The following is a 21,763-nucleotide window of genomic DNA, read 5'->3' on the forward strand; positions in this document are numbered from 1 at the left end:
CCAAGTGTGGCCCGGCGCGGCCGCGGCCGCCACGGGCGTCCCCTTGAAGTGTGACACAACACGGGCCCCGATCCGCGCGGGCGAGCACGTGAGATGCCGCTCGCAGCCGGGGAGAATGCGGTGCGAACGGTGCGTGAGCGACTGGTGAACTCGAACGGGTCGCATCCGGCGGGGACGCGCACAGTAAGGTGTGCACCAGACAAGGAGTTCTCACATGCACGTGCTTGGAATCGACTTCGGAACCTCGAACACCGTCGCCGTGCTCCGCTCGGCCGACGGACGCGTACGCCCCCTGCTGTTCGAACCCGAAGCGCCGCATCGACGACGGCTCGCTGTTCCTCGGCACCTCCGAGATCCCGGTGCCGCAGGTGTTCGCGTACGTGCTCCAGCAGGTGGCCCTGGAGGCGCAGCGCCAGGCCGGCCAGATGCCCGGCCAGGTCCGGCTCACCCACCCCGCCCGCTGGGGCGAGCGGCGCCGCGCGATCCTCGTGGACTCGGCGCGCCTCGCCGGGCTCCCCGCCCCGCAGCTCATCCCCGAGCCGGTGGCCGCGGCCTCCTACTTCACGTCGGTGCTCGGCACCGCCGTCCCGCCCGGGCGCTCGCTCGCGATCTACGACCTCGGCGGCGGCACGTTCGACGCCACCGTCGTGCGCCGCACCCAGACCGGCTTCGAGGTCCTCGCCGAAGAGGGCGTCGGCGACATCGGCGGCCTCGACTTCGACCACGGGATCGTCGAGCACCTCGGCAAGACCTACGGCGCGTCCCACGCGGCCGACTGGCAGCGGCTCCTGAGCCCGGCCGACGACCGCGACCGCCGCTACCGCCGCATGCTCTACGAGGACGTGCGCGGCGCCAAGGAGACGCTCTCGCGCACCGCGAGCGCCGACATCCACCTGCCCGCGCTCGAAGTCGACGCGCACCTGACGCGCGCCGAGTTCGAGGACATCGCCCGCCCGCCGCTGGAGCGGACCGTGGACTGCCTCCAGCGGGCCATCAGCGCCGCGCGCATGAACCCCGCCGACCTCGTCGGGATCTTCCTCGTCGGCGGCTCCTCGCGCATCCCGATGATCTCCCAGCTCATCCACTCGAAGCTGGGCGTGCCGCCGCAGACGTTCGAGCAGCCGGAGACCGTCGTCGTCGAAGGCGCCGTGCGCGCCGCCTCCGGCCCGGCCCCGGCCGACCAGCCGCTGACCCGGCCGACCTCCGGCGGGCCCGTCTCGCCCGCCGGGCACTCGGTGCCGCGCCCGCCCATGCAGGCGCCGTCGATGCAGGCCCCGCAGGCCCCGCCGCAGATGCTGCCGCCGCAGACGAACTACCAGCCCGCGCCGCAGCCGCAGCCGGTCTACCAGCAGCAGCCCGCGAAGCGCCCGCTGACGCAGGAGCCGGCCGTCCTCGTGACCGGCGCGGCCGTCATCATCCTGTTCGTCATCTTCTTCGTGATCCTGTCGACGATCATCTAGGCAGGCCGTCCCGCAGCCGCTTGAGGCCCTCTTCGAGGACCTCCCGCGGCTTGCAGAACGTGAAGCGGACCTCCGGCCGCGGCGCCGCGGGGTCCGCGTAGAACACCTGGTTGGGGATCGCCACGACCCCGCACCGCTCGGGCAGCTCCAGGCAGAACGCCAGGCCGTCCGCGTACCCGAGCGGCGCGGCGCCGGCCGTCACGAAGTAGGTGCCCTGCGGGCGGTGCACGGTGAACCCGAGGTCGGCGAGCCCCGACGCGAGCAGGTCGCGCCGCTCCGCATAGTCGGCGACGTACTCCTCGTAGAACACCGGGCCCGACGCGAGCGCTTCGGCGATCCCGTACTGGAACGGCGTGCCCGACGCGAACGTCAGGTACTGCTTGACGCCCTTGAGCCGCCCGACCAGGTCCGCGGGGCCGGTCGCCCAGCCGATCTTCCAACCCGTCACCGAGAACGTCTTCCCGGCCGACCCGATGCTCACCGTCCGCTCCCACATGCCCGGCAGCGACGCGAACGGCACATGCGCGAGGCCGTCGAACACCAGGTGCTCGTACACCTCGTCGGTGACCACCAGCAGGTCCCGCTCCGCGGCGACGCGCGCCACGGCCTCCAGCTCGGCGCGGTCGAGGACCGTCCCGGTCGGGTTGTGCGGCGAGTTCAGCAGCAGCACCCGGGTCCGGTCCGTGACGATCTCCTTGAGCCGCATCAGGTCCGGACGGAACGCGGGGGCCTCCAGGCGCCATGGCACGATCGTGCCGCCCGCCAGCTCCACCGACGCCTTGTACGAGTCGTAGAACGGCTCCATCGCCACGACCTCGTCGCCGGGCCGCACGAACGCGAGCATCGCCGCCGCGACGGCCTCCGTGGCCCCCGCGGTCACCACGACCCCGTCGTTGACATCCGGTTCGAGCCCGTACCAGTGCCGCTGGTGCGCCGCGATCGCCTCGCGCAGCTCGGGCACGCCCGCGAGCGGCGGGTACTGGTTGCGGCCCTCCCGCATCGCGGCCGCCGCGGCCTCGATCACGCGGGCCGGACCCGACTCGTCGGGGAAGCCCTGCCCGAGGTTCACGGCGCGGTGCTCTAGCGCCAGCGCCGACATGACGGTGAAGATCGTGGTCTGGGGTACGGCCGGGCCCGTGCGGTCCATGAAGCGCCTCCTTAGCGGACCCGGCCATCATTCCCGCTCAGTCGCGTCGCGGCGCCGCCGCCCCCAGCGATGCGGCGATGCGGGCCGCGATCCGCGCCCGCGAGGCCGCGGTGCGGGCCTGGAGCAGCGGGAGCATGAGCGTGTACCGCTCGCTCCGGGGGAGCGCGTCGAACGCCGCCGCGGCGGCCGGGTCGAGCGCCGCGGTCAGCTCGGGCGGGACGGCGGCCGTGGACTGCGGCTCGTACGCCGCCGCCCACCGGCCGTCGGCCTTCGCCTCCGCGACCCGCGCGAGGCCCGCCGGGCGCATCCGGCCCGCGGCCGTGAGCGCCTCGATCTTGGCGCGGTTGACCTGCGACCAGGCGCCGGCGGGCCGCCGCGGGGTGTACCGCTGGAGGAACGAGTCGGCGTCGAAGGCCTTGCGCTGCCCGTCGATCCAGCCGAAGCACAGGGCCGCGTCGAGCGCCTCCTCGATGCGGACGAGCGCGAGGGCCGTGCGGCGCTTGCCGATCCGCAGCCACGCCTCGGTCCCGTCCGCGTGGTGCGCTTCGAGCCAGTCCTCCCACGCGGCGCGGTCCGCGAACTCCAGGGGCGTCACTTCGCCTCTCCCGCAAGGACGTCGAGGTAGTGCTGGTTGAACATGACGCCGAGGACGTTCCCGAACGGGTCGGTGAACGAGGCGGTCTCGAAGCCCTCCCCGCGGACCTTCCGCGGCTCGTACTCCTTGGCGCCCAAGGTGGTGAGCCGCTCGATCGCCGCGTCGAGGTCGTCGACGTGCCAGTACGCGATGGCGCCGCCGGGCCGCGGCTCGTGGGGCGCCCAGGCCCCGGCGATGATCCCCAGCTCCTGGCTGTGGTCGCCGATCCGGAACTCGGCGTACCCGCCCGGGACCTCGAAGTAGGGCCCGAAGCCGAGCAGCTCGGCGTACCAGGCCTTCGCGGCCTCCAGGTCCTCGGCGAAGTAGGTGATGGTGGCGAATCCCCGCAGCATTGGTGCTCCTTCGTTGTCGTTGCACCCCACGCTATGGCCTATTGCGGAAGACCAGCTTCCGCAATGCGTGCGAGAATCCGGGAATGCTGGAGACCTCCGCGCGCCTGCTGCGCCTCCTCGCCCTCCTCCAGGCCCGCCGCGACCGGACCGGGCCCGACCTCGCCGAACGGCTCGGCGTGTCGACGCGGACCGTGCGCGCCGACGTCGACAAGCTGCGGCAGCTCGGGTACCGGGTCGCCTCCACCACCGGGAGCGCGGGCGGGTACCGGCTCGAAGCGGGCAGCGAGCTGCCGCCGCTGCTGCTGGACGACGAGGAGGCCGTGGCGGTCGCCCTGGGGCTGCGCGCGGCGGCGTCGGGATCGGTGGCGGGCATCGAGGAGACCTCGCTGCGGGCGCTCGCGAAGCTGGAGCAGACGATGCCCTCGCGGCTGCGGCGGCGCATCGAGGTGCTGCGGTCGGCCACGGCCGCGGCGACCGCGGCGGGCCCCGCGGTGGACGCCGAGGTGCTCACTTCGATCGCGGAGGCCGCGCACCGGTGCGAGCAGCTGCGCTTCGACTATCTCGACCGGGCGGGGGAGGAGACGCGGCGGCGCGCGGAGCCGCACCGCCTCGTGTACACCGGGCGGCGCTGGTACCTCCTCGCCTGGGACGTCGACCGCAGGGACTGGCGCACGTTCCGGGCCGACCGCATCCGGCCCCGGATTCCCAACGGCCCCCGGTTCGCCCCGCGCGAGCCCCCGGAGGGCGCGGTCGACCACGTGCTCAAGGGAATCGGGCGCACCGCCTGGGAGCACCGGGCCCGCGTCCGGTTCCACGTGCCGCTGGAGGCCGCCGCCGAGCGGCTGCCGATCGGGAGCGGCGTGCTCGAAGCGGCCGGGGCGGACGCGTGCCTGTGGGAGACCGGCAGCGACTCCCTGGAGGACCTGGCGCGGTTCACCGCCGGGCTCGGCCTGCCATTCAGCGTCGAAGCGCCCCAGGAGCTCCGAGAGGAGCTGCGGCGCCTCGCCGAGCGGCTCCGTGCCGCCTTATCCGGCCGCTTGCGCGAGCTTCGCGAGGAGCCCGGCGAGGGTCTGCCGCTCGGCGGCGGTGAGCGGCTCCAGGAGCCGCGCCTGGTTCGCGAGGTGCACGCCCATGAGCCGGTCGGTCATCTCCTTCCCCTTGCGCGTCAAGGAGATCTGGCGCCCGCGCGCGTCCTCGTCGGCCACCGACCGCTCCACGAGGCCCTTTGCTTCGAGCCTGTCGACGCGCTTGGTGATCGCGCCGGTGGTGACGAGGACCGTGCGCGAGAGGTCGCCCGCGGAGAGCGCGTACGGCTCGCCGGAGCGGCGCAGCGCCGCGAGGACGTCGAAGTCGCCGTTGCCGAGCCCGGCCTCGGCGAAGGGCGGGCGCAGCTCCCGATCGAAGCCGTCGGCGAGGCGGAACAGGCGGCCCACCACCAGCATCGGGGAGGCGTCGAGGTCGGGGCGCTCGCGGTGCCACTGGCCGACCATGTCGGCGACGGCGTCGTTCCTGTCGTTCGGCATGGCTTGCATTCTACCTTCCAAGGAAGATAAAATGTCTTCCATGGAAGACAACTCCGCAAGCCCCTCAGTGCCGGCCCGCCGCCGGTTCATCGCCGCGAGCTTCACCGACGCCCTCGGCCAAGGGGTCTACGTGCCCCTCACCATGCTCTTCGTCCACGCCCTCACCGGACTCACCCTCACCGCCATCGGCACCGGCCTCACCCTCGCCGGGCTCGGCGCGCTCGCCTCCATGCCCGCCGTCGGCGCCCTCGTCGACCGCTTCGGCGGCAAACGCGTCTACGCCGCCGCGCTCGCCCTGCGCGCCATCGGCTTCGCGCTCTACCCCCTCGCCCACTCCTACCCCGCGTTCCTCGCCGTCGCGCTCGTCGTGGCCGTCGCCATGTGGGCCGCCCCGCCCAGCCAGCAGTCCCTCATCGGCGACATGGCCGAAGGCGCGGAACGCGACCGGCTCCTCGCCTGGGACCGGAGCCTGCGCAACGGCGGCATGGGATTCGGGGCCCTCGCCGCCGCCGGGATGCTCGCCGTCGACGGCGACGCCGGCTTCTTCGCCGCCGCCGCGCTCCTCGCCGCCGCCTGCGCCGCGGCCGCGCTCACCGTCACCACCATCCCGGTCCGACGCCGCGTCACCGCCGCGCCCCGCGAAGCCCGCGGCGGCTACCGCGAAGTCCTCGCCGACCGGCCCTACCTCGCGATCACCGCCGCGAACTTCCTCATCGGCTTCGGCTACACCGCGCAGGCCATCGCCCTGCCCGTGTTCCTCACCCGCGACGTCGGCCTCCCCGGCGCGCTGGCGGGCGGCGTGTTCGCCGTGAACACCGCGCTCGTCGCCGTCCTCGGCGTGCCCGTCGCCCGCGCCATGGCCCGGGCCCGCCGCGCCCGCGGCGCCGCGCTCGGCACCGCCGTCTTCGCCCTCTCCTTCGCGGCCTTCGCAACACTGCCCGCCCTCGGCGGCGGCATCGTCGCGGTCCTCATCGTCGCGATCGTCTACACCGCAGGGGAGCTCATCCACTCCGCGCCCGCGCAGAGCCTCTCCGTGCAGGCCGCCCGCGACCACGTCCGCGGCCGCTACCTCGCGGTCTACCAGCTGTCGTGGTCGCTGTGCCGCACCGTCGCGCCCCTGGTCCTCGGACTGCTCCTCGACGCCGGGACGTGGCAGCTGTGGGCCGTCCTCGCCGCCGCGGTCCTCGCGGGCGGGCTCCTCCTGCTGCGCACCGAGCGGGCCCTCCCCGCGCACGCGGCCGCCGGTTTCAGCCGTTCGGCGGATACGCAGCGCACCCACGCCGTCACCGCCTCCGCGTAGCCTGAGGAGACGGCCACCCGGCGCTCCCCTCCGGAAGAAGGCACCCATGCCGAAGCTCCTCGTCACCCTGCGCACCCCCGGCGACCGCGACGCGGTGCGCGACACCGGGGTCGAAGTCCTCGCCGAATACCCCGACTCCCTGCTCGTCACGTCCACCTCGGGCCAGGCCCGCGACCTCGCCGACCGCGGCGTCGAGACCGCGCCGCTCCCCGAGCAGCCCGTCCAGACCGCGGGCGCCTCCTTCCAGTTCGCCGCCGCGGTGGACGCGCAGGAGACCGCCGCGATCGAGCCCGAGCCCGGCCGCACCGCCTACTGGCTCGTCAAGCTCATCGGCCCGCCCACCGCCGACTGGCTCGGCGAGCTCACCGACGCGGGCGCCGAGATCCACGGCAGCCTCTCCGGGTTCACGCTCCTCGTCGGCGCGCTTCCCGAACGCGTGCAGGCGATCCGTGACCTCCCGCGGGTCGAGGAGGTCACCCCGTACCGGCCCGCCATGAAGGTCTCGCCGAAACTCCACCCGCGGCCCCGCCGCGACCTCGACGCCGCCTACCTCGCCGCCGTCGACGCCGACGCGTTCACCGACGACGCCCTCCAGATGGTCGAGGTCTCCGTCTTCCCCGGCGAGGACTCCGGCGCGCTCGTGCGCCGCATCCGCGAGTCCGGCGGCACCGTGCTCACCGTGCTGCCCTCCTCCGTCGTCGCGAGCCTGCCCCGCACCGTCATCGCCGACCTCGCCGACCTCCAAGGAGTGCAGGCGATCGTGCCGTACGCGTTCTCGCAGACCAGCAACGACCGCGCCGCGGCCGTCATGGGCGTGCCCGCCGTCGCCGAGGCCGTCGGGCTCACCGGGACCGGGCAGATCGTCGGCATCGCGGACTCCGGGCTCGACAACGGCGACCCCGAGACCCTCCACCCCGACGTGCGCGGCCGCGTCGCCGGGATCACCTCCTGGCCCACGCGCTCAGTCCTCGCGCCCTTCACGAACGACCCGCCCGCCCACGACGACGGCCCCGCCGACGTCGAGTCCGGCCACGGCACGCACGTCACCGGCTCCGTCCTCGGCAACGGCGAAGCGGCCCGCCTCGCGGGAGCCGGGCCCGTCCCGGCCGGGACCGCCCCCGCCGCGCAGGTCTTTTTTCAAGCGGTGAACCAGACGATCCGGTGGAAGTCCCGCGCCGAACTCGCCGCCTCCGGCCTCCAGCCCTTCACGTTCCCCTGGCCCCCGCCGGCTTCCGGGCTCTACGGCATCCCCGGCGACATCGCCGAGCTGTTCGCCGAGGCCTACGCCGCGGGCGCCCGCGTCCACACGAACTCGTGGGGCGCGCCGCTCGCGGGGGAGTACAGCCAGAACGCCCGCGCCGTGGACGCCTTCACCTGGGAGCACCCCGACATGCTCGTGCTCTTCGCCGCCGGGAACGACGGCGAGGACGTCGACAGCGACGGCCAGATCGACCGCGACTCCATGGGCTCGCCCGGCACCGCCAAGAACTGCCTCACCGTGGGCGCCACCGAGAACGACCGCCCCGCCGGGTCCGACCCGGCGCCCGGCCTCGACCGGAACTGGAGCGACTGGTCGAGCTACCCGAAGCTCGGCGCCGCCAGGCACGTCTCCGACAACACCGACGGCATGGCCGCGTTCTCGTCCCGCGGCCCCACCGACGACCTGCGCATCAAACCCGACGTCGTGGCCCCCGGCACCAACGTCCTCTCGCTCCTCTCCTCGGTCTACGACGGCGACGGCGAGCCCCTCTGGGGACGCCTCCCCGAAGGGCACCCGCTGCGCGACAAGTACTGCTGGAGCGGCGGCACCAGCATGGCCACGCCGCTCGTCGCCGGGGCCGCCGCGCTCGTGCGCCAGCGCCTCGCCGACGCCGGGCACGTCGAGGACGGCCGCCGCCCCTCCGGCGCGCTCCTCAAGGCGCTCTTGGTCAACGGCGCGGTCCCGATCCCCGGCCAGTACCCCGGGGAGGTGCCCGCCGGGCCCAACCCGGTGTCCGGGTTCGGCCGCATCGACGTCGGCGCCGCCGTCGGCCCCGACAGCAGGGTCGGGTTCGCGGACTCGCCCGCGCACGCCGTCGCCACCGGTGAGATCCGCGCCTTCCGCGTCGCCGCCTCCGGCGCCGAGTTGAAGGCCACGCTCGCGTGGACCGACGCGCCCTCGCTCGAAGGGCTCGGCGGCCTCGTCAACGAGCTGTACCTCCAGGTGGAGACGCCCTCGGGGGAGGTCCGCAACTGGGACGCGAACCCCGTCACCCGCGTCACGAACAACGTCCAGCAGATCACCGTCGACGACCCCGAGCCCGGGGTCTACACGTTCCGCGTCCGCGGCGTCTCCGTCACCAGCCACGCGCCCGGCGCGGCCCCCGCCGGCGACCTGCGGCAGGACTTCGCGCTCGTGGTCGCCGGGGCCGCACCGGAGGCGGGGGACGGCGGGGCGCTGTGGGCGATGGACCCGGCTACTGCGGCCGGGTGACGTCCCGGCGGGCCATCGGGGGCCGGAACAGGATCTCGACATAGACGATCCGCTCGTTCAGCACGTCCAGGACGAGCATCCCCTCGTCGGGGTCGAGCAGCACGTTCCGGTGCCCGGGCCCGTACGGCTCGCCGGGCGGGTGCGGGGCGGTCCTGATGCTCTGGCAGTGGGGCTCGCCGCACCCGCACTCGGCGACGATCCGCAGGTCGTGCGCGAGGATCGACAGGTTCCGCTCGCCCTCGTCCTCCAGGAGCCGCTCCAGCTCCGCGACGAGGTCGGGGTACACCTCGCGCAGCAGCGGTCCGTCCTCCTCCATGAGGCCGATTCTAGGACCGGACGCGAACGGTTATCGGACCTGCGGTCCGCAGAAGCGCTGGCGGACCTCCGGTCCGCAGGGGCACTGCCGGACCTCCGGTCCGCGGCCCGGAATGTCGCACCCGCCGGGTACCGTGGTCGGTCGACCGGAAGGGGGCGAGGGGTGCAGGCGATCGTCGACGGGTTCTTCGCGCCCCTCGGTGCCACGGCCCAGGCGCACATCCGCGACCTCGGCGACGGCCGCGGGATCGGCGTGCGCGAGGACGAGCCGGTGATCCTCGTGTCCGTCGTGAAGCTCTTCATCGCCTGGGAGTTCCGCCGCCAGGTCGAGGAGGGCCTGGTCGACCCGGCCGCGCCCGTCCGCACCACCGCCGCCGACCGCCTCGGCGGCACCGGCACCGCCGGGTTCCGCTACGACTCGCACATCAGCGTCTGGGACCTCGCCGCGCTCATGATGGAGGTCTCCGACAACTCCGCGGCCGACCTCGTCACCGCCCGCATCGGCGCCTCGTCCCTGCGGAGCCTCCCGGCCCGCCTGGGGCTCAAGGGGACCCGGCTCATCGGCCCGCCGCGCACGATCCTCGAAGACGTGGCCCGCGACCTCGACGTCTCCGACCTCCAGGCCCTCGCGCACGTCCTCAGCGCCGGGGCCGTCACCACCGCCGAGCTGCGCGCCACCAGCGCCTGGGACCCCGCCCGCACCAACGTCTCGACCTGCGCCGACCTCACCGCGTTCATGCGGCACATCTGGAACGGGCCCGAGCCGATCGCCGGCGACCTGCGCACCTGGACCGGCCGCCAGCTCACCGGCGGGCGCCTGTCCCGCCTGGCCCCCAGCGAGGTCCAGGTCTTCGGCCGCTCCGGGTCGCTCCCGGGCTGGCTCAACGAGGTCGCCGTGTGGGAGTGGCCCGACGGCCGCCGCCACGCCATCGCCGTCTCCGCGCAGCCCGCTGAACGCAACTTCCGCGAAGTGGAGCTCGCGATGAGCCGCACCGCCCTCGCGCTCACCGAGGCCATGGGGCGGTAGGGGTCAGTAGATCGCGCTCCACGGGCGCGGCGGGTCCGCCGGGTCGGCCTCGGCCGCGCGCTTGACCAGGGACCGCATCCGCTGGTGCTGGCGCAGCAGGGCAGGGGCCTCCCGCATGAGGACGTCCCCGGCGGCCGTCAGCGCCACCTGCCCGCCGCTGCGGTCGAACAGCTCCGCGCCCAGCTCCTTCTCCAGCCGCCGGATGCGCTGGCTCAGCGGCGGCTGCTCCATGCCGAGCCGCTCGGCCGCCCGCCCGAAGTGACGTTCTTCACCTACCGCCAGGAAGCACTCCAGATGCCGCATGAGGTCCACCGAGCCACGATATCAACGCGCGTATGAGGCGATACGCGCGTTGATATTGGACGGATGGGACGATCCGGGCTTGACTGTCGCGATGACCGAGAAACGAGACCGGACCCCGGCGCTCCAGCGCCGGAACCTCCTCAAGGGCACCGGCGTCGCCGCCGTCGCGGCCGCGGCCGCCGGGGGCGGCGTGGCCGCGGCCCAGACCGACACCGCGGGTGTGCGCCTGCGCTGGCTCGGCACCAACGCGTGGGAGTTCACCACCGAGACCGCGACGGTGCTCATCGACCCGTGGGTGAGCCGGTTCCCGACCGGCGCGTATTCGAGCGGCGGCGCCGACCCGGAGACGGAGATCGAGGTCCACGAGGATGTCATCGACGAGCACCTGCCGAAGGCCGACACGATCCTGGTGACCCACGGGCACTGGGACCACATCGCCGACGTCCCGTACCTCGCCGGGAAGACCGGCGCGACGGTGCTCGGCACCGAGACGCACCTGAACCTCATGCGCGCCATGGGCGCCCCCGACGACCAGCTGTGCCAGGTCGGCGGCGGGGAGCTGTACCAGTTCGAGGGCTACTCCGTCGAGGTCTTCCGCTCCTCGCACTCCGCCAGCGGCGAGCACAAGCGGATCCTGTTCGGCGGCACCCGGCCCGGCGAGGTCCCGAAGCGCCCCAAGCGGATCAAGGACCTCATCGAGGGCGGCAGCCTGACGTACCTGGTGGACTTCGGCGGCGTCTCGTTCTTCAACATGGGGTCGGCGAGCTTCCACGAGGCCGAGATCGCAGGGATCCGCCCCACGGTGCTGTTCCTCCAGCCCGGCGGCGGCCACACGCCCGCCTTCGTGGAGCGCGCCCTCGAAGCGACCGGGTTCCCGCCGTACGTGGTCGCCTCCCACTGGGACGACTTCGACGAGCCGCTCACCGAGCCCGCCGTCAAGGGCGGCGACTGGGAGGCCCTGCGCGACCGCGTGGCCGCCGCGAGCCCTGAGACCGAGTTCCTGCTCCTCGACCACCTGGAGAGCCATGACTTCTGAGGTCACCGTCCGCTGGCTGGGCACCAACGCCTGGGAGATCACCGGGAACGGCACCACGGTGCTCGTCGACCCGTACGTCTCCCGCACCTACACCGGCGCCACCGTCCCGGGGCAGTTCGATCCCGACACGCCGATCACCGTGGACGAGTCCGCCGTGGACGAGCACATCGGGGCCGCCGACTCGATCCTCATCACCCACGCGCACTTCGACCACATCGCCGACGTCCCGTACGTCGCGGAGAAGACCGGCGCGACGGTCCTGGGCACCGAGACGCATCTGAACCTGCTGCGCGCCATGGGCACGCCGGACGAGCAGCTGTCGCAGGTCGGCGGCGGTGAGCTGTACCAGTTCGACGGCTACACCGTCGAGGTCTTCCGCTCCTCCCACGGCGTCTCGGGCAAGCACAAGACGCTCCTGTTCCCCGGCACGCGCCCCGGGCCGGTCCCCGAAAAGCCCGAGGCCATCAAGGACCTCGTGGAGGGCGGCAGCCTCGCGTACCTCGTGACGTTCGGCGAGACCTCGCTGTTCTTCAACGGCCTGCCGTCGTTCCACGAACGGGAGGTGGCGGGCGTCCGGCCCACGGTGCTGTTCATGCAGGGCCCCAACCCGGCCTACCCGGACTACGTGGAGCGGATGCTCGCGGCCACGGGGCGCCCGCCGTACATCGTGCCGACCCACTGGGACGACTACGAAGCGCCCCTGAAGGAGCCGGCCGTGGACCTGTTCGGCGCGGCGGCCCTCGGCGAGCTCGTGGCCGAGGCGAGCCCGGACTCGGAGTGGGTCCTGCTCGACCACCTGGAGTCGCACACCTTCGGCGGTTAGCGGCGGCGGACCCTCCTGCGGGCCCTCGTGGCGGCCCTCGGCGCCTGGCGCGGCCGGGGGACCACGGGCTTCGGGAGGGTCCCCCGGATGGTCCACTCGCCGTTGTCGAGGGCGTGCTCGACGGACCCGCCGGCCTCGTCGAACCGCTTGGCGAGCATCGAGAGCCCGTTCCCGCCTTCGGTCGCCTCCGGCGCGCCGTCGTTGACGACCGTGACCGTCACCTGGGCGTCGACCTCCACGATGGACACGTTCGCGGACGTGGGCTCGGCGTGGCGGATGAGGTTCGTGGTCGCCTCGCGCACGAGCAGGCCCAGCAGCCGCTCGGTGTCCTCGTCGAGGTCCGGCGCCTTGTCGGGCACCGACGCCTCCACGCCCGCGGACTTGAGGAGCCTTGCGGCGGAGTCGATCTCGTCGGCCAGCGCGGTCTTGCGGTAGCCGCCGACGACGGCCCGCATGTCGCGCAGGGCCTCGCGCGCGAGCTCCTCGACCGCCTGGACCTCGGCTGCGGCCAGCTCCGGGTCCGTGTCGCGGAACCGCCTCGCCACCTGGGCCTTGAGCATGATCGCCTGGAGGTGCCCGCCCTGGACGTCGTGCAGCTCGGCCGCGAACCGCAGCCGCTCCTCGGCCACGGCGAGGTCGGCGGCGAGCCCGCGGGCCTGCTCCAGCTCCTGCGCGACCCGGTAGTGCCACAGCTGGCACACGATCCCGACGGCGATCGAGGGCACGAGCACCGCGGTCGTCAGCAGCGTCCCGAAGTTCATGTAGCCCAGCTGCATCGCGAGCGCCGAGAGGGCGCCCGCGGCGGCCGTCCCCAGCAGGACCGCGAGGGAGCGGCGCCCGGGGCGCGACCACAGCAGCGCGCCCTCGGCGGCGATGAGCCCGGCCGGGGCGCCCCACGCGGGGCCGATCTCGCCGGAGGCGGCCTCGGCGGCGACGCCCGCGAACAGCAGTGCGAGCGAGGCGATCCACAGGAGGCGGCGGCGCCACGGGCCCTGGCCGTGCCAGTGCAGCGCGAGCCCCGCGGTGCACAGCGCGACCGACCCGACCGCCGCGCCCGCGGCGAGCGGGCGCACGCCGTCGTCGGCCCCGGCGAGGAACAGCGCGGCCATGGCGAGGGCCAGCGGGCCGGAGCCGATCACGGTGAAGAACGTGTAGGTGCGCAGGCGGCGCAGGTCGCGCGCGGGGGCCGGTTCGGGGGTCACCCGGTGATTCAACCACCCGGCGGCGCGGCCCGCGGTGGCGGAGGCCGACGGCGCGGGCCGCGCGGATCGCACGTTCTTTGCGGCATTCGTTCCCGCCGTTCATGCGAAATGCGAACGAATGGCCGCAGCGGACGCGCCGCGGCCGTTCCGGACGGCGATCGTTTGCCGCAATTCCGGCGGGACCCCGCCGCACCCGGCTTGCCGATAGCATCTAGTGAGCAGGCTGACGCACCGTGTGCACCAGCGGCGCTCCTGGCTTCAATAGTCCACATTATTCAATCTCGGGACTTGTTATACCCATTCGGGACCGCTCTGTGAAAGACGCGGATTCTACCACTCGGGCACTACTGAAACTGCCCTCGAATTGGTCCGTACGGTCAATTGTGCGGGCGCTTCCATCGTATTACGCTCCGTTATCAGGCACCTCCCGAGTGCCTTTCAACCGCCTTTCCCAGCAAAGGGGCCGCGATCGTGGACGCCTACCGCGGCGGAGCCGACCACCCGATGCGGCCGCCGGGCACGCCCTTCCCCGGCGGGCCCGAGAGCGCCCACATGCCCGGCGCGCCCGAGCTGCCCACGGTCGGCAACCCGCCCGGGCGCCTCGGCGAGACGTTCCAGACCAACCCCGCCACCGGCTCGGCCTCGATGTCGTTCCCGCTGCCCTTCAGCGCCGGCCGCGGCGCCCCCTCCCTCGCGGTCGCCTACGACTCCTCCGGCGGACCCGGCCTCTTCGGCTACGGCTGGGACCTCCCCGTCCCGCGCATCAGCCGCCGCACCGACCGCGGCGTGCCCCGCTACCGCGACGCCGAGGACTCGGACGTGTTCCTCGCCGACGGAGCCGAGGACCTCGTCCCCGACGCCGCGCCCGCCGCCGTCCGCACCGTCGCCGGGACCGCCTACACCGTCCAGCGCTACCGGCCCCGCATCGACGACGGGCTCACCCGCATCGAGCGCTGGAGCGCCGTCGCCGACCGCGCCGACGTCAAGTGGCGCACCCTCTCCAGCGACAACCAGACCTCCTGGTTCGGCGAGGGGCCCGAGAGCCGGATCGCCGACCCCGCCGACCCGGCCCGGATCTTCGCCTGGCTCCTCAGCTTCGGCCACGACGACAAGGGCAACGCCGTCGCCTACGAGTACGCCCCCGAGGACTCCGCGGGCGTCCCCCGCTCCGCCGCCGAATCCGGCCGCACCGAGCAGTCCCGCACGGCCGCAAGGCACCTCAAGCGCGTCCGCTACGGCAACGCCGTCCCCTACCTCCCCGTCCTCGACCCCGACGCACCCCCGACTCCCCGGCCCGGGCAGTGGCTGTTCACCCTCGTCGTCGACTACGGCGACCACGACAGCGAGACCCCAGCCCTCGAACCCGACCGGCCCTGGCCCGCCCGCCCCGACCCCTACGGCACCTGCCGCCCCGGGTTCGAGATCCGCTGCCACCGCCGCGGCGAGCGCGCCCTCATGTTCCACGACCTCCCCGAACTCGGCGACACGCCCACGCTCGTCGCCTCCCTCGACTTCACCTACGACACCGCCCCGCACGCCGGGGACTCCCTCCTCACCGCCGTCCACTCCACCGGCTACCTCCGCTCCGGCGACGGCTACGACCGCGCCCACACCCCGCCCACCACCATGCGGTACACGCCCGCCGTCCTCGACCCCGAAGTGCGCGACGTGCGCGCCGAGCACCTGCCCGCCGGCCTCGACCCGGTCGACTACACCTGGGTCGACCTCGACGGCGACGGCGTCGCCGGGGTCCTCGCCTCCCGCGCGGGCGCCTGGTACTACCTCCGCAACCACACCCCCCTCGAACCCGAAGGGCCCGTGCGCTTCACGACCGCGCAGCACGTGGACCCCCGCCCCGAGACCGGCCGCCTCAACGTCGGCACCGACCTCCTCCTCGACACCGACGGCTCCGGCAGGCCCGACTTCGTGCGCCTCGACGGACCCGTCACCGGCATCGCCGTCCGCGAGGAGGACGGCCGCTGGCGCGCCGCCGCGCCCTTCGCGCAGCGGCCCGCGATCGACGCGTTCGGGGCCGACGTCCGCGTCGCCGACATGACCGGCGACGGCCTCCCCGACCTCGTCCTCGCCGACACCGCGGGCGCCCGCTGGTGCGAAGGGCTCGGCCTCGCCGGATTCGGCCCGCCCCAGCCGATCGAACCCGGCGCCGAACCCCTCCGGCCCTCCCTCGTGGAGACCTCCGAGCGCGTCGCCGTCCAGCTCGCCGACATGACCGGCGACGGCCTCCCCGACCTCGTGCGCATCGCCAACGGCGCCGTCTTCTACCGCCCCAACCTCGGCCGCGGCCGCTTCGGACCCGCCGTCGCCATGGACGACGCCCCCTGGTTCGACAGCCCCGAGCGCTTCGACCCCCGCCGCGTCCTCCTCGGCGACACCGACGGCAACGGCCGCACCGACCTCGTCTACCTCGCCGCCGACGCCGCCCGGATCTACGCCAACCGCTCCGGCGACTCCTGGGCCCCCGCCCGCGACCTCCCCGGCGCCCCCGCCGCCGACAACCGCCGCATGGCCGCCGTCGTCGACCTCCGCGGCGCCGGCACCGGCTGCCTCGTCTGGTCCACCGTCCTGCCCGGCGGCACCGCCGCCGCCATGCGCTACATCGACCTCGCCGCCGCCGGACGCCCCCACCTCCTCGCCGGGTACGAGAACGGCTTCGGCGGCGAGACCACCGTCGAGTACCTGCCCTCCACGCACTTCGCGCTGGCCGACGAGCAGGCCGGGCGCCCCTGGCCCTCGCGCCTGCCGTTCCCCGTCCCGTGCGCCCACCGCGTCACCCGCGCCGACCACGTGCGCGAGACCGCGTTCACCTCGACCACCAGCTACCACGACGGCTACTTCGACCCGGTCGAGCGCGAGTTCCGCGGCTTCGGCCGCGTCGAGGCCCTCGACACCGAGGCGTACGAGACCGGCAGCACCTCCGAGAACGACAGCGCCGGAACCGACCTCGACCAGCCGCCGGTGCTCACCCGCACCTGGTTCCACACCGGGGCCGCCGCCGCGGCCGGGCAGCGGATGCTCCACGCCCGCCGCGACCAGTACTGGGAGAACACCGTCCTCCCCGAGCCGCCGCTGCCCGAACCGCGGCTGCCGCAGGCGCTCGGCGACGACGAGTACCGCGAGGCGTGCCGCGCCCTCAAGGGCCTCGTGCTGCGCACCGAGGTGTACGGGCTCGACGGCGCCCCCGAGGCGGCCGACCCGTACTCGGTCAGCGAGTCCGGCTACGACGTGGCCCTGCGCCAGCCCAAAGGGGCGCGCCGCCACGCGGTCTTCCAGGTCCTGCCCACCGAGGCCGTCACGTACGCGTACGACCGGAACCCCGCCGACCCCCGCGTCTCGCACTCCCTCGCCCTCGAACTCGACGACCTCGGGCTGCCGGTCCGCTCCGCCGCGATCGCCTACCGCCGCGCGGTCGCCGACCCGTCACTGCCGCAAGCGGTCCGCGACGCCCAGGCCCGCACCCGCGCCGGGTACAGCGAGGCCGACTACACCGCCGACATCGACGAACCGGACGCCCGCCGCCTGCGCCAGGTCTGCGAGGCCCGCTCCTTCGAACTCGCCGGGCTCCCCGACGGGCGGCTCACCGCCGCCGACGTCGACGCCCTCGTCGCCGCCGCCGAGCACGTCCCGTACGAGCAGGTCGACGAGGACGGCGCCGTGGACGCCGCCGGACCCGCGCTGCGGCTGCTGTCGCGCGCCCAGGCGTTCTTCCGCTCCGACGACCTCGCCGGGCCGCTCCCGCACGGCGTCCACGGCCGCCTCGGCATCGGCCACCGCAGCCGCGGCCTCGTCCTCACCGACGGCCTCGTGGCCGCCCACTACGACGGCACCGTCACGGCCGACGAGCTCACCGCCGCCGGGTACGAGCACTTCGACGAGGGCTGGTGGGCCGCCGGGCCGACCGAGGTCTACGCGCCCGACGCCCCCGACCGCTTCTACCTCCCGACCGGCTCCACCGACCCCGCGGGCGTCACCGCCACCATCGAGCGCGACCCCCGCGACCTCATGGTGGTGCGCGCGACCGACGCCGCCGGGCGCGAGATCCGCGTCGAGCCCGACTACCGCGTCCTGCGTCCCCGCCTCGTCACCGACGCGGCCGGGAACCGCGCTGAGGCCGTCTACGACGCCCTCGGCGCCACCGTCGCCACCGCGGTCCTCGGCCGCCCCGGCGACGCCGACGCCGACACGGCCGACGACCCGACGACCACGATGGACTACGACCTGTTCTCGTGGATCGACGAGCGCAAACCGATCAGCGCGCGCAGCCGCCGCCGCGAGCGCCACGCCGACCCCGGCACCCCCTGGCAGGAGACCCGCACCTACTTCGACGGCGCGGGCGGGACGGTCATGACCAAGGGCCGGGTCGCCCCCGGGCCCGCGCTCCAGTACGACCCGGACACCGGCACCGCGACCGAGGTCCACGCCGACCCGCGCTGGGTCGGCAACGGCCGCACCGTGGTCAACAACAAGGGCCTGCCGGTCAAGCAGTACGAGCCGTACTTCTCGACCACCGCCGACTTCGAGTCGGAGGCCGCGCTGGTCGAGACCGGCGTGACCGCGATCCCGCGCTACGACCCGCTCGGGCGCGTCGTGCGCACCGACCGCCCCGACGGCACGTTCACGCGCACGGAGACCACGCCGTGGTCCACGGTGTCCCACGACGCCGACGACACCGTCCTCGACTCCGCCTGGTACGCCGAGCGCGGCAGCCCTGACCCGGCCGGGCCCGAGCCCGCCGACCCGCAGCAGCGCGCCGCCTGGATCGCCGCCCAGCACGCCGGCACGCCCGCCGTCGCCCACTCCGACCCGTCCGGGCGCACCGTCCACACCGTCGCCGACAACGGCCCCGCGGGCCTGCGCACCAGCCGGGCCGCCGCCGACGCCACCGGCGGCTTCACCCGCGAGTACGACCACCGCGGCCGCCTCGTGGGGGCCGCCGTCGCCAACCTCACCGGCGGCGCCGTCTCCGGGGAGTCCGCCGAGCGCGGGCGCCGCTGGCACCTCGCCGACACCGTGGGCCGCCTCGTACGCGCCTGGGACGAGCACGGCCGCACCCTCCGCGTCACCTACGACGGCCTCCACCGGCCCGTCACCACCCGCCTCACCGACCCCGACCGGCCCGAGACCGTGCTCAGCCGCGTCGTCTACGGCGACGCCCACCCCGAAGCCGCCGAACGGAACCTGGTGGGCCGCACGCACATCGTCTTCGACGGCGCCGGGGCGGTGGTCTTCGACCGCTACGACCGCCACGGCAACCCGCTCCGGGTGCTGCGCCGCTTCACCGCCGACCCCGAGACCGAGCCCGACTGGTCCGCGCTCGACGGGATCGAGGACCCCGCCGCCGTCATGGCCGCCGCCGCGCCGCTGCTCGAACCGCTCGCCGACCAGGTCGAGACCGGAGGCGCGTTCGACGCCCTCGGCCGCGCCACCACCGCGGTCCTCGCCGACGGCACCGTCGTCACCCCCGCCTACGACGAGGCCAACCGGCTCGCCCGCCTCGACGCGCAGATCGGCGGCGCCGGTCCGGTGAGGACCCTCATGGCCGGGCAGGAGTACGACGCGCTCGGACGCCGCGCCACCGCCCGCTACGGCAACGGCCTCACCACCGCCTACACCTACGACCCGTTGAGCCGCAAGGTCACCGAGATCCGCACCGCCGCCGACGGCGCCGCGGACGCGATCCAGCACCTCCACTACGTCTACGAGGCCGCCGGGCGGCTCGTCGAAGCCGACGACACCGCGCAGCAGTCGCTGTTCTTCGCGGGCGCCTTCGTGCCCGCCGCGATGCGCTTCCGCCACGACGCGCTCGGCCAGCTCGTGCGCGCCACCGGCCGCGAGCACGCCGGCACCGACCCGAACGCGCCCACCGGCCCGGCCGACGCGGTCGGCGCCCCGCTGCCCCACCCCAACGACACCGCCGCGGTGCGCCGCTACGAGCAGGTGTACGACTACGACGACCTCGGCAACCTCCTGTCCATGCGCCACATCGCGAACGGCGGCGGCTGGACCCGCCGCTACCGGTACGCGCACGACGACGACCCCGCCGACCGGCGCAACCGGCTCACCGCCACCAGCGCCCCCGGCGACGCCCCCGACGGCCCCTACAGCCACCAGTACACGTACGACGCCTACGGGAACCTCGCTACCGCGCCGCACCTGGCCGCGCTCGCCTGGGACTGGAACGACCGCCTCCGCGAGGCCGACCTCGGCGGCGGCGGGACCGCGTACTACTGCCACACCGGCGGGGGGTCCCGCGCCCGCAAGGTGGTCCAGCGCCAGGGCGGCCTGCGCACCGAGCGCCGCCACCTCGGCGCCGTCGAGGTCTACCGGGAGTGGATGAACGGCGTGCTGCGCCTGGAGCGCCGCACGATCCAGTTCACCGACGACGCCGGGCGCTTCGCCCGCGCCGACGTCCTCGTGACCGACACCGCCGGGACCGACGGCGCGCCGCTCGGCGAACCGGTCTTCCGGTACCAGTACGGCAACCACGTCGGTTCGGCCACAGTGGAGACCGGTGAGGACGGCGCGGTCGTCTCCTACGAGGAGTACCACCCGTACGGCTCCACCGCCTACCGCTCCGCGAAGCCCGGCGAGCACCACAGCCTCAAGCGCTACCGCTTCCACGGCAAGGAGCGCGACGAGGAGACCGGCCTCTACGACTACGGCTCGCGCATGTACGCGCCGTGGCTCGGCAGGTGGACCGGCGCCGACCCCGCCGGGACCGGCGCGGGCCCGAACCTGTACGCCTACTGCGGGAACGACCCCGTCGGCAGGATCGACCCGAAGGGCACCCAGGACACCCCGGCCGACGCGCCCGCGACCGCCCCCGGCGACAAGGTCCACGTCCCCATCCCCGACGGCGACCCCGAGATCTGGGCCAACCCCGACGCCGACCCCGCCGACGTCCTGCGCGAGGCCCAGCGGTACTTCCCGTACCTGCACACCCTGCCCACCTGGGAGGACGGCTCCTGGTACTTCGCCGAGCCCTACCAGGACCCCGGCGAGGCGACCAGCGACGACATGGAGATCACCGTGCACGCCGACGGCGGCGCGGACGCAGGGCAGGCCCCCGACGCCGGAGCGGGCGCGAACGGCACCGGGTCCGGCGACGCGGGCACCGGCGCCGACGCGGGCACCGGGACCGGCGCCGAGACCGGCGACGGCGGCGAGACCGGGGAGGGCGCGGGCGCACCGGCCGGACCCGGCGTCGGCGCCGCCGGACGCGAGGCGTTCCGCGCCGGGCCGCCCGGCGAGACCCTGGAGGTGCCCAACAACTTCGACGACGCCAAGATCAACGCCTACCGCCAGCGCATCCAAGGCGACCGCGGCGTGGGCCTGCGCTCGGCCGACCCCGCGCACACCGGCCGCGGCTCGGCCCGCACCTCCGACATCCGCGCCGCCAACGAGGGCCTGATGGACGCGTTCGACGCCGCCAACGGCGGCCTGCGCTCGCCCGCGAACCCCGTCGACCACATGGTCGAGCTCCAGCACATCGTCCGCCAGCCCGGCGAGTTCGTGCGCCCGGCCGACCACCGCTACTGGCCCCGGGGCATCAACAGCTCCCAGGGCTCCAGTGCGATGCACGCCGACCGGCGCGCCCGCGCCGCCGGAGCCGTCGAGGACGTCCCCGCGGGCGGGGTCGCCCGCACCGCCGACATGGGCCACTGGAGCAACAGCACCCGCCTGCGCACCGGCCTGCGCTGGGGCGGCAACGCGCTCATGCTCGCCGGGCCCGCCGTCACCGTCTGGGGCGCCTCGTCCATCGAGAACCGCGCGGTCCGCTACGGCGCGTACGGCGCCGCCGGGGTCGAGTTCGCCGCCGGGGCCACCTATGTGGGCGCGCGCACCGCGCTCGGCGTGCGGGGGCTCCACTCCGCGAACCTCGCCCGGACCGCCGGGATCGCCCGCGGGGCGGCCGGCGTCGCGGGCGGCGTCGCGCAGGCCCTCATCTCCGGCTACCTCGCCTACGAGGACTACCAGCGCGGCGACTGGACCTCGTTCGCGTTCAACGCGGCCGCCGCCGTCGGCGGCGTCGCGCTCGTCATCGGCTGCATCATCGGCTCGCCCGTCCTCATCGGGATCGGGATCGTCACCGGGATCGCCGCCGGGCTCTACGGCCTGTACCGGATGTTCACCGACTGATCCCGAACCC

The 21,763-nt window shown here is 74.4% G+C and carries 14 protein-coding genes and 1 pseudogene; 8 read left to right on the forward strand and 7 right to left on the reverse strand.

The window, feature by feature from the left end; all coding sequences use genetic code 11:
• The first annotated feature begins 224 nt into the window (after positions 1–224).
• On the forward strand, positions 225–1,460 hold the full coding sequence (locus tag WA640_RS21250) for an Hsp70 family protein (RefSeq protein WP_335990337.1): 1,236 nt from the start codon (positions 225–227) through the stop codon (positions 1,458–1,460).
• On the opposite strand, the gene WA640_RS21255 is transcribed toward WA640_RS21250, so the two are convergent.
• From WA640_RS21255 to WA640_RS21265, 3 genes are read right to left on the reverse strand one after another with little or no spacing between them, the layout of a single operon-like run.
• On the reverse strand, positions 1,453–2,607 hold the full coding sequence (locus WA640_RS21255; protein WP_335990338.1) for an aminotransferase class I/II-fold pyridoxal phosphate-dependent enzyme: 1,155 nt from the start codon (positions 2,605–2,607) through the stop codon (positions 1,453–1,455). The two genes, WA640_RS21250 and WA640_RS21255, sit on opposite strands and share 8 nt — an antisense overlap.
• Before the next feature lie 37 nt (positions 2,608–2,644).
• Positions 2,645–3,202: a YdeI/OmpD-associated family protein gene (locus tag WA640_RS21260; RefSeq protein WP_335990339.1), complete on the reverse strand. Its 558-nt coding sequence runs from the start codon at positions 3,200–3,202 to the stop codon at positions 2,645–2,647.
• Positions 3,199–3,594, reverse strand: a complete 396-nt coding sequence (locus tag WA640_RS21265) for a VOC family protein (protein WP_335990341.1) — start codon at positions 3,592–3,594, stop codon at positions 3,199–3,201. Before WA640_RS21265 ends, WA640_RS21260 begins: the two co-directional genes overlap by 4 nt.
• An 83-nt stretch (positions 3,595–3,677) precedes the next feature.
• Here WA640_RS21265 and WA640_RS28895 point away from each other — a divergent pair.
• Positions 3,678–4,619, forward strand: a pseudogene (locus WA640_RS28895) (helix-turn-helix transcriptional regulator); the annotation flags it as partial.
• Here WA640_RS28895 and WA640_RS28900 read toward each other — a convergent pair.
• On the reverse strand, positions 4,620–5,207 hold the full coding sequence (locus WA640_RS28900; RefSeq protein WP_442904800.1) for a MarR family winged helix-turn-helix transcriptional regulator: 588 nt from the start codon (positions 5,205–5,207) through the stop codon (positions 4,620–4,622).
• Here WA640_RS28900 and WA640_RS21275 point away from each other — a divergent pair.
• The gene (locus tag WA640_RS21275; protein WP_335990345.1) at positions 5,158–6,417 is read left to right on the forward strand and encodes an MFS transporter; all 1,260 of its coding nucleotides are present in this window, start codon (positions 5,158–5,160) and stop codon (positions 6,415–6,417) included. The genes WA640_RS28900 and WA640_RS21275 overlap by 50 nt on opposite strands.
• Before the next feature lie 46 nt (positions 6,418–6,463).
• Positions 6,464–8,890 carry a S8 family serine peptidase gene (locus tag WA640_RS21280; RefSeq protein ID WP_335990347.1) on the forward strand — a complete coding sequence of 809 codons (2,427 nt, stop codon included), beginning with the start codon at positions 6,464–6,466 and terminating at the stop codon, positions 8,888–8,890.
• On the opposite strand, the gene WA640_RS21285 is transcribed toward WA640_RS21280, so the two are convergent.
• The gene (locus WA640_RS21285; RefSeq protein ID WP_335990350.1) at positions 8,874–9,206 is read right to left on the reverse strand and encodes a hypothetical protein; all 333 of its coding nucleotides are present in this window, start codon (positions 9,204–9,206) and stop codon (positions 8,874–8,876) included. The genes WA640_RS21280 and WA640_RS21285 overlap by 17 nt on opposite strands.
• 162 nt (positions 9,207–9,368) lie before the next feature.
• On the opposite strand from WA640_RS21285, the gene WA640_RS21290 reads away from it, so the two are divergent.
• The gene (locus tag WA640_RS21290; RefSeq protein WP_335990352.1) at positions 9,369–10,232 is read left to right on the forward strand and encodes a serine hydrolase; all 864 of its coding nucleotides are present in this window, start codon (positions 9,369–9,371) and stop codon (positions 10,230–10,232) included.
• Between the two features lie 3 nt (positions 10,233–10,235).
• Here the strand turns inward: WA640_RS21290 and WA640_RS21295 are convergent, their stop codons facing one another.
• A complete protein-coding gene (locus tag WA640_RS21295; RefSeq protein WP_335990644.1) occupies positions 10,236–10,535 on the reverse strand; it encodes a LysR family transcriptional regulator in 300 nt (99 codons plus the stop codon).
• Positions 10,536–10,626: 91 nt separating this feature from the next.
• Here WA640_RS21295 and WA640_RS21300 point away from each other — a divergent pair, with 91 nt between their 5' ends.
• Both WA640_RS21300 and WA640_RS21305 read left to right on the forward strand, forming a co-directional pair.
• Positions 10,627–11,571 carry an MBL fold metallo-hydrolase gene (locus WA640_RS21300; RefSeq protein WP_335990354.1) on the forward strand — a complete coding sequence of 315 codons (945 nt, stop codon included), beginning with the start codon at positions 10,627–10,629 and terminating at the stop codon, positions 11,569–11,571.
• Positions 11,561–12,394 (forward strand): MBL fold metallo-hydrolase, encoded by an 834-nt coding sequence (locus WA640_RS21305; protein ID WP_335990355.1) that lies wholly within the window; start codon positions 11,561–11,563, stop codon positions 12,392–12,394. The genes WA640_RS21300 and WA640_RS21305 overlap by 11 nt, the downstream gene beginning before the upstream one ends.
• Here the strand turns inward: WA640_RS21305 and WA640_RS21310 are convergent.
• On the reverse strand, positions 12,391–13,596 hold the full coding sequence (locus WA640_RS21310; RefSeq protein WP_335990357.1) for a sensor histidine kinase: 1,206 nt from the start codon (positions 13,594–13,596) through the stop codon (positions 12,391–12,393). The two genes, WA640_RS21305 and WA640_RS21310, sit on opposite strands and share 4 nt — an antisense overlap.
• A gap of 471 nt (positions 13,597–14,067) precedes the next feature.
• Here WA640_RS21310 and WA640_RS21315 point away from each other — a divergent pair, with 471 nt between their 5' ends.
• Entirely contained in the window at positions 14,068–21,753 is a 7,686-nt protein-coding gene (locus WA640_RS21315; protein WP_335990359.1) for a SpvB/TcaC N-terminal domain-containing protein, read from the forward strand.
• Positions 21,754–21,763: the final 10 nt, after the last annotated feature.

This window comes from Glycomyces sp. MUSA5-2 (assembly GCF_037034145.1).
Lineage (GTDB): Bacteria > Actinomycetota > Actinomycetes > Mycobacteriales > Micromonosporaceae > Glycomyces > Glycomyces artemisiae.